This window comes from Tolypothrix sp. VBCCA 56010, assembly GCF_050875635.1.
Classification (GTDB): domain Bacteria; phylum Cyanobacteriota; class Cyanobacteriia; order Cyanobacteriales; family Nostocaceae; genus Hassallia.
This window is the reverse complement of sequence record NZ_JBPAOH010000162.1, coordinates 1-17,785: the sequence shown is the minus strand read 5'-3', so window position 1 is coordinate 17,785 and position 17,785 is coordinate 1. Positions and strand designations below refer to the sequence as shown.

Here is a 17,785-nt window from a genome sequence, read left to right as displayed (position 1 = left end):
TTCGCTATTTACAGGATTGGTTCGTCTAGGTGTAACTGCTGGTGGTGTCGGTTCGCTATTTACAGGATTGGTTCGTCTAGGTGTAACTGCTGGTGGTGTCGGTTCGCTATTTACAGGATTGGTTCGTCTAGGTGTAACTGCTGGTGGTGTCGGTGTTGGTTGGGTATTGACGGGTTGAGGTGCAGATGTAGGTGCTGGTGTCGGTGTTGGTTGGGTATTGACGGGTTGAGGTGTAGATGTAGGTGCTGGTGTCGGTGTTGGTTGGGTATTGACGGGTTGAGGTGTAGATGTAGGTGCTGGTGTCGGTGTTGGTTGGGTATTGACGGGTTGAGGTGTAGATGTAGGTGCTGGTGGTGTCGGTGTTGGGGTGGTTGTACCAGGTGTCGCTGGGGGTATGGGTGACTCAATAGGTGGGTTAGGTTTTGGAGATACGGACGGTTGAGCAGTAGGAATTTGCTCGATTCCTTGTTGTACTGCTTCTGGTTGTCTTTCATCTGGTGGTTTAGCTATGATGAAATTTTTACCTGGTTGAAGGCTTGCTAAAGCACTTAGAGGTAGGGCATAACTCCCAATCAAAAAACTACTGCTCATGAAACAAATCAAAATAAAGTCTAATTTGTCTCGATAGTTATATTTGCTTTTTATTGCCATAATTGCGTTCCTCATTGTTGATGAAAACATTGAGTTTAAAGATAGGTTGTACCCGACAATATTTTATTATTGACGTGTTAATTTCATCTACTTTATGCTGATTTCTTAGAACGAGATAAGTTTATTTCGTTCCCATGCCAAACTAAAATTTTAAATTATTAAGAATACTTATATTCATTTGCTTTGAATAAATTTACTAAGTTATAAAGTTAGTCAATAACTGACTTAAACACTAGAATAAATATATACTTATATATGATTAATATACACCAAGTAATACTGAGTGACAAAGGTGATGAGGGGTAACTACCATTATAAAAGTGGTTTATTTGATGCAATTATTAAGAGCGATGCCTTCTCCTGTCGGAGACGCTCCGCGAACGGCAACGTCTTCGACGAACGCTCTTCGGTGATGTCATACATATGGCTATTTGATGTCCACCTGATAGCAGATAGCAAGATTATACGTCATAAATTAACATATACCCAAAGTGCAAATGGATTCCCAGTATGCTCTGCTGCCTGAATCCCGATTGCCAAGACCCCCTAAATCCAGATGGCAACGAATATTGCCAGTATTGCGGTACTCCATTAATTTCCTTTTTAAGAGGTCATTATCGAGTTATCAAATTACTATCTGATGAAGGTGGATTTGGCAGAACCTATCTAGCGGAAGATGTAGATAAGCTGAATGAACAGTGCGTTGTCAAACAATTAGCACCGAAATTCCAGGAACCTTCGGCATTGCGAAAAGCAGTTGAGCTATTTAAAGAAGAAGCGAAGCGGCTGCAACAATTGGGAGAACATAACCAAATTCCCACGCTTTTGGCTTACTTTGAACAAGATAATTATTTATATTTAGTGCAGCAGTTTATTGATGGGCAAAATTTACTTAAAGAATTGCAACAACAGGGAACATTTAGCGAAAGTAAAATTCGAGAAGTTTTGCTCTCATTATTACCCGTTCTCAAGTTTATTCACGATCGCGGCGTAATTCATCGAGATATCAAACCACAGAATATTATTCGCCGCCAAAGTGATGGACAATTAGTCCTAATTGATTTTGGTGCCTCAAAGCAACTCTCGGCAACAGTCATGATGAAAACGGGAACAGCTATCGGTTCGCATGGCTATACCCCAATAGAACAGATGCAGGGCGGAAAAGCTTATCCCGCTAGTGATTTATTCGGTTTGGGTGCGACTTGCTTTCACCTGATGACGGGAATTCGTCCATCTCAACTTTGGATGGAACAGGGTTTTAGTTGGGTTACGTCTTGGCGAAAATATTTGCATAATTCTGGTAGTGGGATTGCCTCACGTCTAAAATTGGGTAAGGTTTTGGACAAGCTGTTGAAAACAGATATCGAAAAGCGTTATCAATCAGCCTCGGAAGTCCTCAGTGACTTAATATCTGTATCACCACCGCCAGCAGTACTTACAACTTTAATTTCTACCCAAGCGCAATCTCTGACAACAAGACGCGGAGCGTCTACTACTACGCTACAATTAGGCGCAAGGCTGAGAAATCAACTGATTATAAGTGCTGTTATTGTAATGTTGGGATTAGCAGGAGTTTGGTATTCACAATTTCGCCCGCTTGCAATCACTAAGTCTTCTCCCAGTCAGCCTGTAAAAACAACTTCGGAAAATTCCGATCAACCAGATACCCTAAAAGGACATTCCAGCGATGTTAATTCTGTCACCTTCAGTCCCGATGGACAGATGCTTGTGACTGGAAGTGACGATCTGACAATCAAATTATGGAATTTGGCAACTAAACAGGAAATCCGCACCTTTAAAGGACATTCGTCATACATTTACGCGATCGCTATCAGTCCGGATGGACAAACTATAGCCAGTGGTAGTTTTGACAAAACTATCAAATTGTGGAACTTAAACACAGGAGAAGAAATCCGTACCCTCAAAGGACATTCTAACAGCGTTGCTTCTGTCGCTTTCAGCCCAGATGGTAAGCTGCTAGCTAGTAGCAGTTTGGATAAGACGATTAAACTGTGGAATCTCCAAACAAACAAGGAAATCCGCACTTTTACGGGACATTCTGGTGGCGTTGCTTCTATTGCCTTTAGTCCTGATGGTTTAACTCTTGCTAGCGGTAGTTATGACAAAACAATCAAACTGTGGCAGATCGCAAACGGTAAACAAATCCGCACTTTAACGGGACATTTGGATTTAGTTTCCTCCATTGCTTTTAGTCCGGATGGACAGCAACTTGCTAGCGGTAGTAAAGACAAGACGATCAAATTGTGGAATGTAAACACAGGAAAGGAAATCCGCACCCTCACCGGACATAATGACAAAGTTACTTCTGTTGCTTATATCCCCAAAGGAGGATACAGTAAAAACCCAGATAGTGTAATTGTGGCAAGTGGTAGTAATGACAACACAATAAAATTGTGGGATACAGCAACCGGGCGAGAAATTCGCACTTTGAAGAAAGATTCTGGCTATGTTTATGCGATCGCCATCAGTCCGGATGGACGAACTCTCGCTAGTGGCGGTAGTGCTGACAATATTATCAAGATTTGGCATCCGTAAAAAAGTAGTGAAAACTGTAGTGAGGACTGTAGTGAGGACTAAAGTCCTCAAGAACACGGCTAAAGCCGTGACTACGTATGATATAAGTTCTATAGATAACAGCAACAACCCGAAAGCCTCCAACATCACAAATGATCAAACATGTTATCTTTGTGCTGCTATTAATACTGTGTTTATCAGTGGCGCTTCCGGCTAAAGCCGCTGTCTGCCGCAATTACGACAATCACCGCATTTGTATTCTCAGTATAAAACGAAGCGCGAAAAATTATTGGGAATACAGAGCAGCCATTAGTTTTGATGGAATTAAAACACCCATCGAGGTCTACAACTGCCGCTCTAGAGTTAAAATTCAACAAGATAAAACTGTTTTACCATTTAAGCATAACGATGCTGGCGAGATGATATGTAGTTTTTTTCCGAAGTCGTCATGAGTTAGTAAATCTTAGTTTATTTCTTCTTTGTAGCGAACACGCACCACGCAACAAAGAGTGTAAAACCTACATAGCCAAATACAACGATCCATTCTTGAGCGCTACTAAAGTTATCTATCATTGCGATCGCTTCTCTAAGTCGTTTTTTCAGCAGAACGAGTATAATTAAGTATATACGCAAGTAATTGCTTGCACTAAATAAATAAAAGTAAGTAATATCAGGTTCGTTAGTTCCGCTGATATTAACCGTGAGGTCGGTAATGAGTAATGGATAATAAAAATAATTACCTATTCTCAATTAGCCAACAATCTTAGACAAAAAGGAAAGCCAAATCAAATAAGAACGAACATACGTTAAATTATGAATAAACGGCATTTTTTACAGGCTGGTGCAACAGTACTTGGCACAGCATGCTTATCACATTATTTACTTGGCAGGTCAGAAGTTATGGCAATCTCAAATAACGAGTTTGAAGTTAAGAAAACTGAAGAAGAGTGGCGTACTATTTTAACACCAGAACAATATAAAGTACTGCGTCAACATGGAACTGAACGCGCTCACACTAGCCCGCTGGATAAAGAGTATCATAAGGGTACTTATTTATGTGCAGCATGTGATTTGCCACTTTTTAAATCTGATACAAAATTTAATAGTGGCACAGGCTGGCCCAGTTTTTTCCAACCAATTGAAGGTGCGATCGCTACAACTGTAGACAAGTCATTATTTATGACTAGAACTGAAGTTCATTGTCATCGTTGTGGCGGACATTTGGGTCATGTATTTGACGACGGTCCTAAACCCACCGGTAAGCGTTATTGCATGAACGGTGTTTCTCTCAAGTTTGTTGAAGGTTAAGTAAGTAGTGAGCTTATCGCTCAAAATGGGCACTAAAGTGCCCACTACATTTAAAATTTCAAACACAAGATAAACAAATTAAAAATACGTTTGTTAGCAGAGAGTATTTGGCACAAACACAGGTGATTGCACCGTCCCAGGAGATACGCACCTGCTTGGGTTTAAAAAATTCCCGTTCGGAATTGGGTTAATTCTATTTCCATTGTTCAGCCCTCCATTTATGCTTGGTATAATAAAAGTCCCATTAGGGCTGATTGTATTTTTTTTCTCAGTGGAGATGCGCGTTCCATTTGAGTAATAGTAAGTCCTAGATCCGTCACCATTATTTATCGTCACGGAGGGATAAATTATCTTTTGATTGGGGATACTAAGGGAACCATTAGTATAAATGCGCGTTCCGCTGGGATAATTAAGCAAGTTGCCAGTGCCTTGGTAAGGATTGGAGCGAGATGGGTTTTGCGTTATAGTTTGAGCGCTTATCGCTGACTGAGTTGCTGTTAGTAAGGATAAAATAGACAAACAGCTTACGAAAAGACGTTTCATCACATAACCTCCTACAAAGATGAGCTAAATTTTTGATTTTTAATTTGAGCAGACCAGTTACTCGCTTGGCGTTCAAGATTACTATCTTGTTTTTTCTTCGTTTTGAACGGCAAGCGGTTCGTTAAATTAGGTATTCTGTGAGCGGGAAGAAAGTAATACAAGTCCTATTACTTATGATACTCCTTCTATTTAGGTGACACTGGAGTGATAACCTCACTTCTTTCTACCCTTGTTAACAAAAGTCATGACTAAAGTCATGGGGCTATTTATGACTTTAGAGAGAATAATTTGTTGTAAATATGAGCGTAAATAATAGCTATAGTTAACTATTTCTGTTGGCATTAATTGTTGCTTAATGACAGCCGGAAACAATAAGTAGTGAGTCAAAAATTTTTCTGACAAAAGTTTCATATGTGGTTTAAGTTATTTAAATCGCTCTACTTGATTTACATAGGAACTCTAGCTGATAAACAAAGCAGATACAGATGAATAAAAATTCTTTCCATTTTTCTCATTTGTCATGCTCCTAGAAGCGGCTCGGAAAGTGTTTTGTTTTTATTTTATCTTTCACTATACCTTTAATGAAGTGCCTGTCTTTATGAAAAGAATTTTGACATCTTGCTTGATAGGTGTTTTGCTGACTTCTACTGTTTTAGCAGAACAAGCCTCTGCTCAAGTACGAATAATTTTTGGAGGAAATGACCGACGTGAATTGCGTGAAGATCGACGTGAGTGGCGTGAACGGCAACGTAGACTATATGAGCAACGCCAACGTGACCAACGTGAGCGGTTTGAACGCCAACGTGCCCAACGTGAGCGGTTTGAACGCCAACGTGACCAACGTGAGCGGCGCTACTATCATCGCTACTAAAAAGGTTTCAGACCTGAAGGGGCCATTGATTAACCTTTAAAATACTCACTGCTAAGACAACGCGATCGCTCCTACATCTTGGGTAAGAGCGTTAATGTCTAAAAATCCCTACCCTCTACCTGATTCTTCATGTCAAGGTGTAAGTCCTAGTCCCTACGTTTGAACTATTAGGGTACTTAATTTCAGTTTTTTAATAAGGGCATAAAGCTATGAAACGCACAAAAGTTTTATTGACTGCTGTTGGTATTTGTTTGAGTATGATACCTGCATTTCCTGCTCAGGCTGCGAATGGTCAGATTACTTGCGATAGACTGATCGGGGAAAATGGTTATTCGGTAGTTGCTAACCGAGGTAGCGAACCTGTTTATCAGAATGGACGAGTTACTAGTTATCGTTATTTCTACCGGATTCAAAATAGACGCGATCGAAGAGGAGCGCGTAACATAACTTGTGTCTGGAACGCAAGACGTGACTCAGCTCGACTAATCACCCGCTAAAAAAGCGAGCATTGGTTTTTCCGGCGATATTTCTTGTGTTGTAGCGTTGCTGAATTGATAAAATCAGTAACGCCAAATCTTTTTTCGCTTCCCCTATCAAATCAGGACTTACGCACTCCTTCATGGAAAAACGAACCGCGAAGACACGAAGGACACGAAGAAATAAGAGTTTGAGAGGTATTTTGCGTAAGTCCTACAAATGACTAATTAACTTTCTAACAACGTCCAAAAGTAGCCATCGGGAGCAACAAAAGAGAAACTCATCTCCCCAAATTCATTGCTAACAATATTTGTAAAATTTTGTACTGTACTTGCTTTAATGCGGTCGAAATACGCATTTATTCCGCGCACGCGATAAGTGTATAGCGACATTCCCAAGCAGCCTGGTTGCGCTTGCTCAAAGTGCGATTCTAATTGCATAGAATCTGGAAAGCGAATAATATAAAGTCTGCCTGAACGTGCAGCCATAAAATCAGACGCAGAAGAACGCGGATCGTCAAAAGCTGTAACAATAAACTTTTCACCTTTGTTTAAATCAAAAATTTCTCTACCCGCAAGAGAAGATTCATAACTAGTTTCAACATCATCACGCACTTTCAGCAAACCCAAAACTTCTTCATAAAACTTCAGCGTTTCCTTGCTATCATCTTGAATTATCATTCCCATGTGGGTAAACTGACTAGTTTTAAAAGTAGCGCTGAGGTTGATTTGTCCGTAATGCGGTAGGGAATAGCCAAAGCGTTGAAATAAAACTTGTCGAGTCAAAGGTTGCAATAATAGCATTTCTCGTACCCCTACAACTGGTTCAACAAAAGGACGACTTTTCCTGTCTTTGTTGTAAATAACTTCCCAGTGCGGATTAGTGTAGCGGATAGACCAATTTGCTATTTTTGCCTCCTCCACATGATTTAAAATACTTAATACATCCGCAGTTAAAGTTGTTGCCCAGCGATTTCCCTTCGCTTTCATTGTTGCAGTTCCCAACCCTTGATTCGTCGGATTTTGCCAAACCATCAACCGAATTAAACCATGATCTGCATTTAGGTGATAAAGACGAAGCGATCGCAAAGACGAATCTACCCCATATAATTGCTTTGCTGCTGCTGCGGATAATTCCCCCACTTCCCCGATACGATAACCAAATTGCTGCCAATATTGAATTGCCGAAATTGGATCTGGAATACCAATACAAACCTCGTAAATACCTTCAATCATACGATTTTAGATTTTGGATTTTGGATTTTGGATTTGGAATGATGTACAAAAACTTCAATTTTGCCAAAATTTAAAGTATTGTTTTTGATAAAATTGAAATTACCAGAAATGATAAAAATTTTATTACCAAATATTTTTATATCAGTTTTTCCCCCATGCCCATTGACGCCAGATGCTTCAAGTCGGCAGAGCCGCCCAACGCACTGGCTCCCCATTGCCCATTGACGCCAGATGCTTCAAGTCGGCAGAGCCGCCCAACGCACTGGCTCCCCATTGCCCAATGCCCAATTTATTATTCTCCAATTTGTTTCAAGTCTTGTAAAACTGCGTTGGCTGATTGATAGCGATCGCTAAAATGATATCGCACCATTTTATCTAAAATCGTTGCCAATTCATCGCTGACTTTCGCCGATTGACGCCACCTCACATTACCTGTTTCCAAATCTGGTGATAGTTCTTGGGGTGGCACTCCTGTTAGTGCTTGAATGGCAATCATCCCTAAGGCATAAATATCACTACTCAAGCGGGGATGACCGGCAAATTGTTCTGGTGGTGCATAACCTCGCGTTCCTATCGCAACTGTCGCTAATTCTGTTTCTTCCGTGCTTGGTGATTGCATCAATTTGACTGCACCAAAATCAATCAGTACTAAGCGATTATCTATTTCTGACCTAATTATATTACTCGGTTTAATATCCCGATGAATCACCCGATGTTGATGAACAAATGCCAGAACTTCTAAAACTTCTTTCAGCATTTCTATAACAAAAGGTTCCTTTTGCACGCCTCTTTTAACAGGTGGTAATTCCTCACTCAAGGTGTGTCCGGGAATATATTGTTCTACTAAATAGAATTCTTGATTATCTTCAAAATAAGCAAGTAATTTAGGAATTTGCTGATGTTCGCCCAATACTTCTAAAATTTCCGCTTCTGTATTAAATAACCTTCTGGCAACTTCCATAAATCTCGGATCTCGACGTGCCGGCATTAATTTTTTGACGATACAATTAGGATTGCCCGGTCGTTGAGTATCTTCTGCTATATAAATACAACCAAATCCGCCAGAAGTGAGGACTTTAAGAATTTTGTAGCGTCCACTTAAAAGAAGGTCGCCAGTTTGTTTTTCTGGTAGAATTGTGGCATAATTATGAAGATGTTTGTCTTGAATTGCTGTCTCTTTTAAGAGGACATTTAATTGCGCGATCGCCTCTTCTTGTTTTTCAACTTCTAAAATAATCAACTTGCTTTTCTGTTGCGTTTGATATGTGGTGTAAGCCATCACACTCACACCACTCATTACCAAAGCTAAAGCCTGGGGAATCACTGGTATCCATCCAGCTTGTAAAAACACCAGATAACAAAATCCGAACATGCTGGTGAGAATTATAACCACAACTACCAATCCTAAAGGATGTCGCAAACGCCATGCAACAGCGGCGCCAACCACAGAAGCAACCCAAATGCAAACATATTCGGAATATTGAGGTAAATACCAAATTAACGGTTCTTTATCCAGCACCGCACTCATAATCTGACTGGCTATCTGTGCATGAATATATACAGACGGCATTCTTGATGGTTGGTTTGGCAAAGCGCTGTAGGGCGTGTAGAAGCCTTTCTCAATGCTTATTGCCGTAGTGCCAATAATTACCAGACGGTCTTTAATTAAGTTAGGATTTACTTGATTGTTGAGAACTTGTGTAAGAGTTACTTGATCGGCAAGGCGATCCAAATGGCGATAATTTAGCATTATTTGGTAGCCTGCTGCATCCAGATGTTCATAGCTACCAGAATTAGATTTTAAAACTGGGAATAAAGTTTTACCTATTTGGATATCTTGATTGGGTAAACTTGTTTCAATACCTTGTTTTTGTAAATAATTAATAGCAAGTAAAGCAGCAAACGATACAGTAGTATTACATTTTTTATCGTCTGACTGGGCAAACAACAAACTGCGACGAACAATGTTATCATTTTCGTCAGATATCAAATCGGTAAAGCCTATTCTCTCTTCAAAAACACTCGGCGGTGGCGGAATTTCCGGGTTTCCCAGACTGCTGAATCCGCAGACAGCGATAATATTATTTTGGCGTGAAAGACGATTTGCTAACTGTTTATAACCAGGTTCAACAGGCAAATCGCGGTAAATATTTAAGCCGATAACCCGTGGTTCATAAGACTCTAGTTTGTCTAAAAGTTGATTAATTGTCGCATCAGACAAAGGCCATTTTTGGCGTTTAATGTCTGCTTCAGTAATTGTAACTAACAAAATACGGCGAGCGCTTGCTTTTTGAGGACGCGATAGCGTAGCGCTGCCGCCTGCGGCGGATCGTAACATTTGATCGTAAACTCTTAACTCCCAAGGCTGCAACCATCTCAAATGGCGAATTCCGGCAATGAAGACAGTCACTCCCACACTAGCAATGAGAATACTTGGCAGCCAGCCTTTATTAGACGCAGTATCACGAACAGAAAACAGAGGAGTTAGCGAATCTCCACTTGTTTCTTCCAACTTCGAGTCACCCCTATTTTTTACCAACGCGGTGCGAAATTTTTCTAAAAATCTAATCATCAAAGCGTTGTGGCAATAGCGCCAATTAGGTAGATGTTGCAGACTAAATTAACTCTACCTCAATGTAGCAATAAACTCAGTTCAAGATACATTCATCATACATATAGCAGTTTTAAGTAAGTCGGCACTTTCTTTGTGAGCCAGTGGCTAAAGCGCCTGTCCTTTGTAGCGTGCGCTTTATTGCCCTGCAATAAAGCGCAACCAGCAAAATTCTTACAGCCAGTGCTTGGGATAAGTTCTCTCTTCTGCCAGATTATTGAAAACCACAGCGCAGAGTACCAAAATAATAGAACCTTCCAGAGCAGGTGTTAGCAAAAATTGCCAGGGAGCCTTTGTCATCATTACGACTAATGCAACTGCTCCCGAAGGTGGATGCACAGTTCCAGTAAACTGCATCATCGCAATGGCTGTGGCAACTGCCATTCCCATTGCCCAAGGTGACGAACCGAAAAGATGTAGAATAGTCAAGCTGACTAAAGCTGCTACAAGATTACCGCCAATCACATTACGCGGTTGAGCCAAAGGACTCTCAGGTACGCCGAAAATTAATACGCTAGTAGCACCAAAGGGAGCCATAAGCAAAGGAGAATTGGTTTTCACGCTTAGGTAAGCTGTTGCCGCTATTGCTAGGAAACTACCAAACCAACTCCAAAATACATGTTTGTGATGAGGTCTATCTATAGGACATGTTAAAGGGCATGAACGCCACCTGCCACCTATCTTGAACCAGTAATTCTTACATTTCAACTGAAAGTTTTTGTAATTAAATCTGGATAGATAAGCGTAATTAATTCGCCCTTTGGGTAAGTTGCCTTTCATAATTCTCCATAACAACCATAAAAAACAGGCACAAAGTTAGAAAATTTGCCTGCACAATGCTGCCCTAGCTAATTTTCATAGGACTTACGCACTCATGTCGTCACCAATTCAATTTACGTAGGGGCAATTCATGAATTGCCCCTACAAGACTTTATTGTTTCGGCTCATTCCTATTTCAAATTCACTCTTGAACAAAAAAAGCAATTATAACTTCAATGAATAAAGAAATACCTCAAATTTGTAAACAAGCTGAATCTACAACCTAGGCTTTTAACCTACTATTTCATTTGTATATCCACCCCTCAAATTAGCGTTTTTACTATTACAAAATGCACGCACATTTATAGCGTGCAAATTTACCAAATTTAGCGACTTCACAAATGTCATCAAATATTAACATATATTTTTAGGGTATCCTTTACAGTCTCTAAATAAAACGGAAAATATATAGGAATAACTAATAAAATATATAAATAAAATTTATAATATAATCCGTTCACAAGACTTAGTATTTGGCTGAGGCAATAGGATAAGTGCAAGTCGGCAACGTGTCTACGTTCTTCAAAAGCTTTTTTCACGACTCAAAAAGATTGCTATACATAGATTTTTTTGCTTTGGAAATTAATTTATATTTACTTCCACTTATTTATCCGGAAAATTATTTCTTGGTAGATTAATAAATCAATGCAAACTATAAGTCTTTTCAATGCTTACGGTGGAGTAGATTGAATCAACTTTGAGTCTTGAATTAAGCGATCGCATCACAGCTTATTGAAATATTTTGGCGAGTCAATTGATCCCTGATATGTTTAATGTTATTTATCATTGACCCGGAGTCATAATAAGTATTTCTATCAAACTTTTCCTAATATAATCCTAAAGATAGATGTAATAAATCAAAAGTAAAAGTTAGATTAAAAACGACAGCCATAATATAATTGTGGCTAAAGTAAATTTGGAGGTGAGGCTTAAAGGGTATTAGCCGAGATAGCGGTGTTCGCACGCCCGAAACGGTTAATTTCAACTTCAGAAAAGGAGGCAAAAACTCTGAACTAAAGTATTTCAACCCTTTGACAACGACCAATTTACCTGAACCTAAACAATTTTATGAAAATAGCTCAAGTAGCCCCATTGTGGGAACGAGTTCCGCCCCCAACTTACGGAGGAATTGAACTGGTAGCGAGTCGCTTGACTGATGAACTGGTGCGTCGAGGTCATGATGTGACATTGTTCGCCTCTGGCGATTCTCAAACTTTGGCTAAGTTAGAAGCTGTTCATCCGCGTGCATTGCGCTTAGATCCAGACATTAAAGAGCATGTAATGTATGAAGTGTTGGAAGTTAGCCAAGTTTACCAAAAAGCAGCGGAATTCGATATAATCCATTCTCATGTAGGGATTTGGGCATTACCTTTTGCAAATTTGGTGTCAACACCAACGGTACATACTTTGCATGGCAGATTTACGCCTGATAACAGCAAAGTATTTTCGTATCATCAATCGCAACCATTCATCAGCATAAGTAACGCGCAGCGTCAATTGAAGCTGAATTACGCCAGCACAGTTTATAACGGCATTAACCCGGAAGAATTCACCTTTGTAGCCCAACCGCAAGATCCGCCATATCTAGTATTTTTGGGACGCTTTTCGCCAGAGAAAGGACCGCAACATGCGATCGCGATCGCCAAGCAGAGTGGTTGGTGCTTAAAAATGGCAGGAAAAGTAGACGTAGTAGACACAGAGTTTTTTGAGAAAGAAATCGCTCCTCACATTGACGGTGAGCAGATACAATTTTTAGGCGAAGTTAACCACGATCAGAAATCTGAACTATTAGGCAACGCAAGCATTACACTCTTCCCCATTACCTGGAGTGAACCGTTTGGCTTGGTAATGATTGAATCAATGGCAACAGGTACACCAGTCATTGGGATGAACATGGGTTCTGTCCCAGAAGTGATTGCCCACGGAAAGACAGGTTATGTCTGCCAAAGCTATGAAGAAATGGCAGCAATGATTCCCGCTACCTTAGAACTGAATCGTCAAACCTGCCGAGAATACGTAGAGCAAAACTTCAGCGTTACCCAGATGGTGAACGGCTACGAAGCAGTTTATCAGCAAGTTCTGCAAGAAAGCAACGCCAAGAAGTCTTCATCACTCTTGCAAGGTCAATTTTGGAATTCTCTTCTTTCCAGAAAGAAGAAAATAGCCTAACTCAAGGATGAAACCGCTATATAAACGTTTCGTTTAGATAGCCATACACAATCGTAGAGACGTTCCGAGGCAACGTCTTTACATTCTTTCTCGTTTCCAGTCTCTGACTGCGAATGCAATAAAAGAGGGCTGCTGCCTCGACTTTGAATTAGGGCTGGCAAACTCGATTGATGGCGATGACATCGGCAATTTTCTAATGGTTTCAATTTGATACTAAGTCAGATTTTTTTGCCTACTTGTGGATTTCAGATTTATTTACAACAATAAAAGATCGCAGGGCATTCCTTCAAATTTAATGGCAGGTCTGTCACTGCTTAAACCAAAGTAGAGCAATTGGATATGGGATTAGCATTAGAAACGCTACAAAAATGGTTTAGTACGCTCGATGCCAATCTACTAGCTGAGGATATTGTTTGGACAGTTTCACCGGGGTATCCCGTCTCTCAATCGCAGTATTCCTCTCGTCAAGAGGTGTTTGAGCATTTCTTAAGCGAACTCACCGCGCACTTTTCCCAGTGGGCAGCTAAACCGGAACAGTTGATTGAAGCAGGCAATCAAGTGATCGTTAAAGGTCGCTATGTTGGGCAAGTGAAGCACTCTAATCTACCGATTGAAGTTGAGTTTATCCACATCTGGACTGTCCAAGACGGCATAATTACAGAAGTTGTCTCCGTGGCGGATACCGCTCAGTTTGTTCGTCATCTTGGCTATTGAGTCGAATCAGAACCAGTGATGCTCTATTTGTGCAAACCGATGTGACGCAGGAAGTACAGGTGAAAGCCGCGATCGAACTTTTGGTGCGTTAGCACAGCGAGAGTACGGCACCCTACCAATCTATAGCACCATATTTTTAATTTTTAATTCCCGTCATCCGCTGGCTTATCATTTTTCTGAGATTGACTGTCAGAAGAAGAATTTTGCTTCACTTCCTGTGTTGGTACAACGATACCGTTTGGTTCTTTCCGTGGCTGTACTTGGGGTATGACTACAGAATTTGATTCTTTAGGAGATTGACGTGCAGGAGAAGCGCTATCAGAAGATGATTTGCTGGGGGAAGCGTTACGAGTTGAACGTACCGCTCGTAATTTCTCAACCAGAGATGGTGAGGGCGCCGCGTCAGGTGTAGGTGTTTCCTTGTAGTAGGATCGGCGCCGACGTTGCGGTTGTGGTGAGTCGTCTGATGTCGATTCTTCTCTTTGTCTATAAGTCCGTTTTGGTGTTTCGTCCTCATCAGCAACACGACGAATGCGCTTAGTGCGTCGTCTTTGCGTGTAAGTGGGTGCATCATCTCGCGACGAGGACGAGGTAGTAGAGGTAGTATTAGTAGTCTGTTTTGGGGTGGTAGTTTCTTTTACCTGCGGCGCTGGTGAAATCTGCACGGGACCGACTACCGCAGAAGTATCATTAGTAGTAGGCTGTTTCAAAACTGGCTTTGCGGATGGTTGCGGCGGCTGAGATTTGGGAAGTAAGCTGGTGATAGCAAAAGCGATTGTCGCGGCTGTGAGTGCGATTCCACTAGCAATCAAAACTTTGCTTGAGCGAATTTTTTTGGCAATTTTTGTCAAATTCCCGGTTGTTGATGGCGCAGTGGTATTATTTGCGGCAACTTCTGGAGGCGATGGGTACTGGTGGGTAGATAAATCAACAGTTGCAATCGTGTGAGTTGGTGTCAATTGAGTTGCAGCACTTACCCCATTTGCGGGTAGCAACTTTAACCATTCTGCGACTGTTGCCGGACGAAAGCGAGATTCTACCGCCATACCACGCATAATTGCTTGGTTGACAGCAGCACTTAAATGTGGTTGCAGTTCGCGGGGGGAATGCATTTTTTCGCGATCGCGCAATAATGCAGGCATAGGAACTTGTGCTGTCAACAGTGCATACAAAGTTGCCGCCAAACCATAAACATCGGTGGCTGGGCTGCGCTGTGCTTGCGTCATATACTGTTCAATCGGCGAATAACCCTCAGAAACCATACCTGTATGAGTTTGCCTCACCCCACCGTTAAATTCTCGCGCAATGCCAAAATCAATCAGCACTACTTCAGCCGTTCCTTGGCGGAGGATGATATTATCAGGTTTCACATCGCGGTGCAGCAAACCGTTATTGTGTACCACCTCCAATGCTGCCCCAATCTGCCGGATGTAATGAATTGCCGTAGCTTCTGGTAAAGGTATCCCTGGCAAAACAAATGCCTCGCCCAAGGTTTCACCGCGAATGTACTCCATTACCATGTAAGGCAAACCCGCTTCAACAAAAAAGTCGCTCACCCGGACAATGTTCGGGTGGATACAAGTAGCTAATCGCCTTGCCTCATCTTGGAATTGCCGCTCGAACTTAGTAAAATCTGGATGTTGTCGCAGTTTCTCATTAAGCGTTTTAATCACTACCTCATGACGTAAGTAATGATGCGTAGCTTTGTACGTAATGCCAAAGCCCCCACGCCCGATTTCTTGATTGAGGGTATATTTTCCGCCCTGCAAAGTTGTACCTGCTAACATAGAAAATCCTAAGTTTTGAATGAGCAGCTTAGTAGTGAGTCTTTTTTGTCTTTGTTAATAATACAGTAGGGGACTCTTGAGTGGGGGAGTGGGAAAGTGGGGGAGTGGGGGAGTGGGGGCAGGGGGCAGGGGGCAGGGGGAAAGGGAAAGGGGGAAAGGGAAAAGAATTATTATCAATGCCCCATGCCCAATGCCCAATGCCCCATGCCCAATGCCCGATGCCCAATGCCCAATGCCCAATGCCCGATGCCCAATTCCCTTAAAAACGCTGACCTATACCGAAGTGCAATCGACTTTCGCCCAGGTCATTAAGACCATAATCAGCGCGAATTAAGCCCAAAGGTGAGTCAAAACGCACACCAGCACCATAACCAAAACCACTACCTGGTTTGTTACGCGCACCTGCCGGATTTCCTAATACTGTATCACCAGAACCTAAATCTGAGCCAAAGTCAGCAAACAGCACACCCCCCAAGATTGGGAAAACCGGGAAGCGATATTCTGCGGAAGCTAATACGTAAGTGCGACCGCTGCCAACGTCTCCAGCATCGTAACCGCGCACGGAATTTGGACCTCCCAAGTTAAAGGCATCATAAGGCGGCAAATCTCCAAGTACGGTGCCGCCTTGGAGATTCAAAGCTAATACTTGTGGGTTCTTACTGTTGTATAATTTAACTGGGAGAAACTGACTATAATTTGCCCGCAGGCGATTCATCGAAATGTTGCCTAGACCAATCGGAACTGATTGTTCTGTGCTGAGACTGAGAATCGAACCTTTGGTAGGATTAAACGGGTTATCTCGTTGGTCTTTGACGGCGGTGAAGGATACGGTCGCTAAATCGTCGATGCCAGTACCGCTAAAAGTTAGTGGATTACCTTTTTCATCTTTTGGGGTAATTGTGCCATCGCGATCGCGTATGCTAACACGAGCATAATTAAATCCTAATGAAGTATCCCAACCGTCAATCGGTCGTTGCAAGCTTACACTACCACCAACTTTACCTTGCCGTACTCTGTCACCGTTAGCTAGCTTGACATCGCCATCAAAAACGTCGGAAAGTCCGCGTTGGCGAAAAGCGTTGATGCTGTAACCAAAGCGATCGGGGTTACTTATTCGATAAGGACTGCTATACCTACCATCAAACTGAAAGTCACGCGCACCTACTTCCAGATTAGCGCTCAAAGTATCGTTAATACCGCCGATATTTCGGTCTTGATAGTTTAATGTGCCGACAATTCCTTGGTCTGCATTGTAATTACCACCGAGGTTGATACCGCGTGCGCCAAGTTCTTTTAGTTGGTAAACTACATCAACGCCTGTGGCATCACCTTCTAAGGCGACATTGACATTTTCAAATAATCCCAGTTTATATAACTGCTGCAAGTCTTGCTTGACTAGATTGTTTTGGAAAATTTGACCGGGTTTTAACTTTAGCTGTTGCCGCAAGAAATCTTCTTTGGTGCGTCCTGTAACTAACTTACCTTTACTATCAACGGTATTGCCTTCGTCGTTGACAAAACGAAACTTGACATTACTCACTAAACCTTCAGCTACATTTAAGCTCAAAATTCCTTCGCTGCTCGGTTTAATAGAGACAACCCTTGCCAGATTATAACCTTTATCGGCGTACCATTTATTAATTTGTTCCACTACTTGCTTCAAAGCTTCCGGACTGATGGCTTTGCCAATTTGCGGTTGAAAGAGTGGCAAAACTACTTGATAGGTAAGCGTTTTCGCCCCAGAAAGTTGAAGCGATCGCACTATCAATGGTTGCACTCGATACACCACACTCAATCCCACCGGACTAGTGGTAGTATTTACACGGGCATCAACAAATAAACCCGTATCCAAAATTGCCGCTACATCTCTTTGTATCTGGTTTTGACTGGTTTCTCCCCCAGCTTGGGTTTTAATGACGCTGTTAATTATTTGCTGCAATTCTGGAGTAGCACCGACTACCTGCACATCGGTAGCGGTAACGACTAAATCCTTTTCGTTAGCCGGGGGAGTGGAGGAGGAGGGGGGGAGAGGGGGAGTGGGGGAGGGGGGAGACAAGAGATCGGA

The 17,785-nt window shown here is 41.8% G+C and carries 13 protein-coding genes and 1 pseudogene; 7 read left to right on the top strand and 7 right to left on the bottom strand.

The window, feature by feature from the left end; genetic code table 11:
* A pseudogene (locus AABK37_RS34500) lies at nucleotides 1-651 on the bottom strand (peptidase); the annotation flags it as partial.
* A gap of 510 nt (nucleotides 652-1,161) precedes the next feature.
* Between AABK37_RS34500 and AABK37_RS34495 the strand changes: the two are divergent.
* From AABK37_RS34495 to AABK37_RS34480, 4 genes are all read left to right on the top strand, one after another.
* Nucleotides 1,162-3,207: a protein kinase domain-containing protein gene (locus tag AABK37_RS34495; RefSeq protein ID WP_432555974.1), complete on the top strand. Its 2,046-nt coding sequence runs from the start codon at nucleotides 1,162-1,164 to the stop codon at nucleotides 3,205-3,207.
* Between the two features lie 792 nt (nucleotides 3,208-3,999).
* Nucleotides 4,000-4,494, top strand: a complete 495-nt coding sequence (gene msrB, locus AABK37_RS34490; RefSeq protein WP_432555973.1) for a peptide-methionine (R)-S-oxide reductase MsrB — start codon at nucleotides 4,000-4,002, stop codon at nucleotides 4,492-4,494.
* A 1,141-nt stretch (nucleotides 4,495-5,635) separates the two neighbouring features.
* On the top strand, nucleotides 5,636-5,908 hold the full coding sequence (locus tag AABK37_RS34485; protein ID WP_432555972.1) for a hypothetical protein: 273 nt from the start codon (nucleotides 5,636-5,638) through the stop codon (nucleotides 5,906-5,908).
* A 209-nt stretch (nucleotides 5,909-6,117) separates the two neighbouring features.
* Nucleotides 6,118-6,405 (top strand): hypothetical protein, encoded by a 288-nt coding sequence (locus tag AABK37_RS34480; RefSeq protein WP_432555971.1) that lies wholly within the window; start codon nucleotides 6,118-6,120, stop codon nucleotides 6,403-6,405.
* On the opposite strand, the gene AABK37_RS34475 is transcribed toward AABK37_RS34480, so the two are convergent.
* The 4 genes from AABK37_RS34475 to AABK37_RS34460 form a co-directional block, all read right to left on the bottom strand.
* Complete coding sequence (locus tag AABK37_RS34475; RefSeq protein ID WP_432555970.1) at nucleotides 6,395-6,529, bottom strand: hypothetical protein; 135 nt, start codon at nucleotides 6,527-6,529, stop codon at nucleotides 6,395-6,397. The genes AABK37_RS34480 and AABK37_RS34475 overlap by 11 nt on opposite strands.
* Nucleotides 6,530-6,612: 83 nt before the next feature.
* A complete protein-coding gene (locus tag AABK37_RS34470) occupies nucleotides 6,613-7,620 on the bottom strand; it encodes a VOC family protein (RefSeq protein WP_432555969.1) in 1,008 nt (335 codons plus the stop codon).
* A 292-nt stretch (nucleotides 7,621-7,912) separates the two neighbouring features.
* A complete protein-coding gene (locus tag AABK37_RS34465; RefSeq protein WP_432555968.1) occupies nucleotides 7,913-10,192 on the bottom strand; it encodes a CHASE2 domain-containing protein in 2,280 nt (759 codons plus the stop codon).
* Nucleotides 10,193-10,405: 213 nt separating this feature from the next.
* A complete protein-coding gene (locus AABK37_RS34460; protein WP_052324664.1) occupies nucleotides 10,406-11,011 on the bottom strand; it encodes an HPP family protein in 606 nt (201 codons plus the stop codon).
* A gap of 1,107 nt (nucleotides 11,012-12,118) precedes the next feature.
* On the opposite strand from AABK37_RS34460, the gene AABK37_RS34455 reads away from it, so the two are divergent.
* Nucleotides 12,119-13,219: a glycosyltransferase family 4 protein gene (locus tag AABK37_RS34455; protein WP_432555967.1), complete on the top strand. Its 1,101-nt coding sequence runs from the start codon at nucleotides 12,119-12,121 to the stop codon at nucleotides 13,217-13,219.
* Nucleotides 13,220-13,558: 339 nt separating this feature from the next.
* Nucleotides 13,559-13,933 carry a nuclear transport factor 2 family protein gene (locus tag AABK37_RS34450; protein WP_432555966.1) on the top strand — a complete coding sequence of 125 codons (375 nt, stop codon included), beginning with the start codon at nucleotides 13,559-13,561 and terminating at the stop codon, nucleotides 13,931-13,933.
* Between the two features lie 143 nt (nucleotides 13,934-14,076).
* On the opposite strand, the gene AABK37_RS34445 is transcribed toward AABK37_RS34450, so the two are convergent.
* A complete protein-coding gene (locus AABK37_RS34445; protein WP_432555965.1) occupies nucleotides 14,077-15,720 on the bottom strand; it encodes a serine/threonine protein kinase in 1,644 nt (547 codons plus the stop codon).
* An 80-nt stretch (nucleotides 15,721-15,800) separates the two neighbouring features.
* On the opposite strand from AABK37_RS34445, the gene AABK37_RS34440 reads away from it, so the two are divergent.
* Nucleotides 15,801-15,983, top strand: a complete 183-nt coding sequence (locus AABK37_RS34440; protein ID WP_432555964.1) for a hypothetical protein — start codon at nucleotides 15,801-15,803, stop codon at nucleotides 15,981-15,983.
* On the opposite strand, the gene AABK37_RS34435 is transcribed toward AABK37_RS34440, so the two are convergent.
* The coding region (locus tag AABK37_RS34435; protein WP_432555963.1) for a BamA/TamA family outer membrane protein at nucleotides 15,980-17,785 on the bottom strand (1,806 nt) is incomplete at its 5' end. The genes AABK37_RS34440 and AABK37_RS34435 overlap by 4 nt on opposite strands.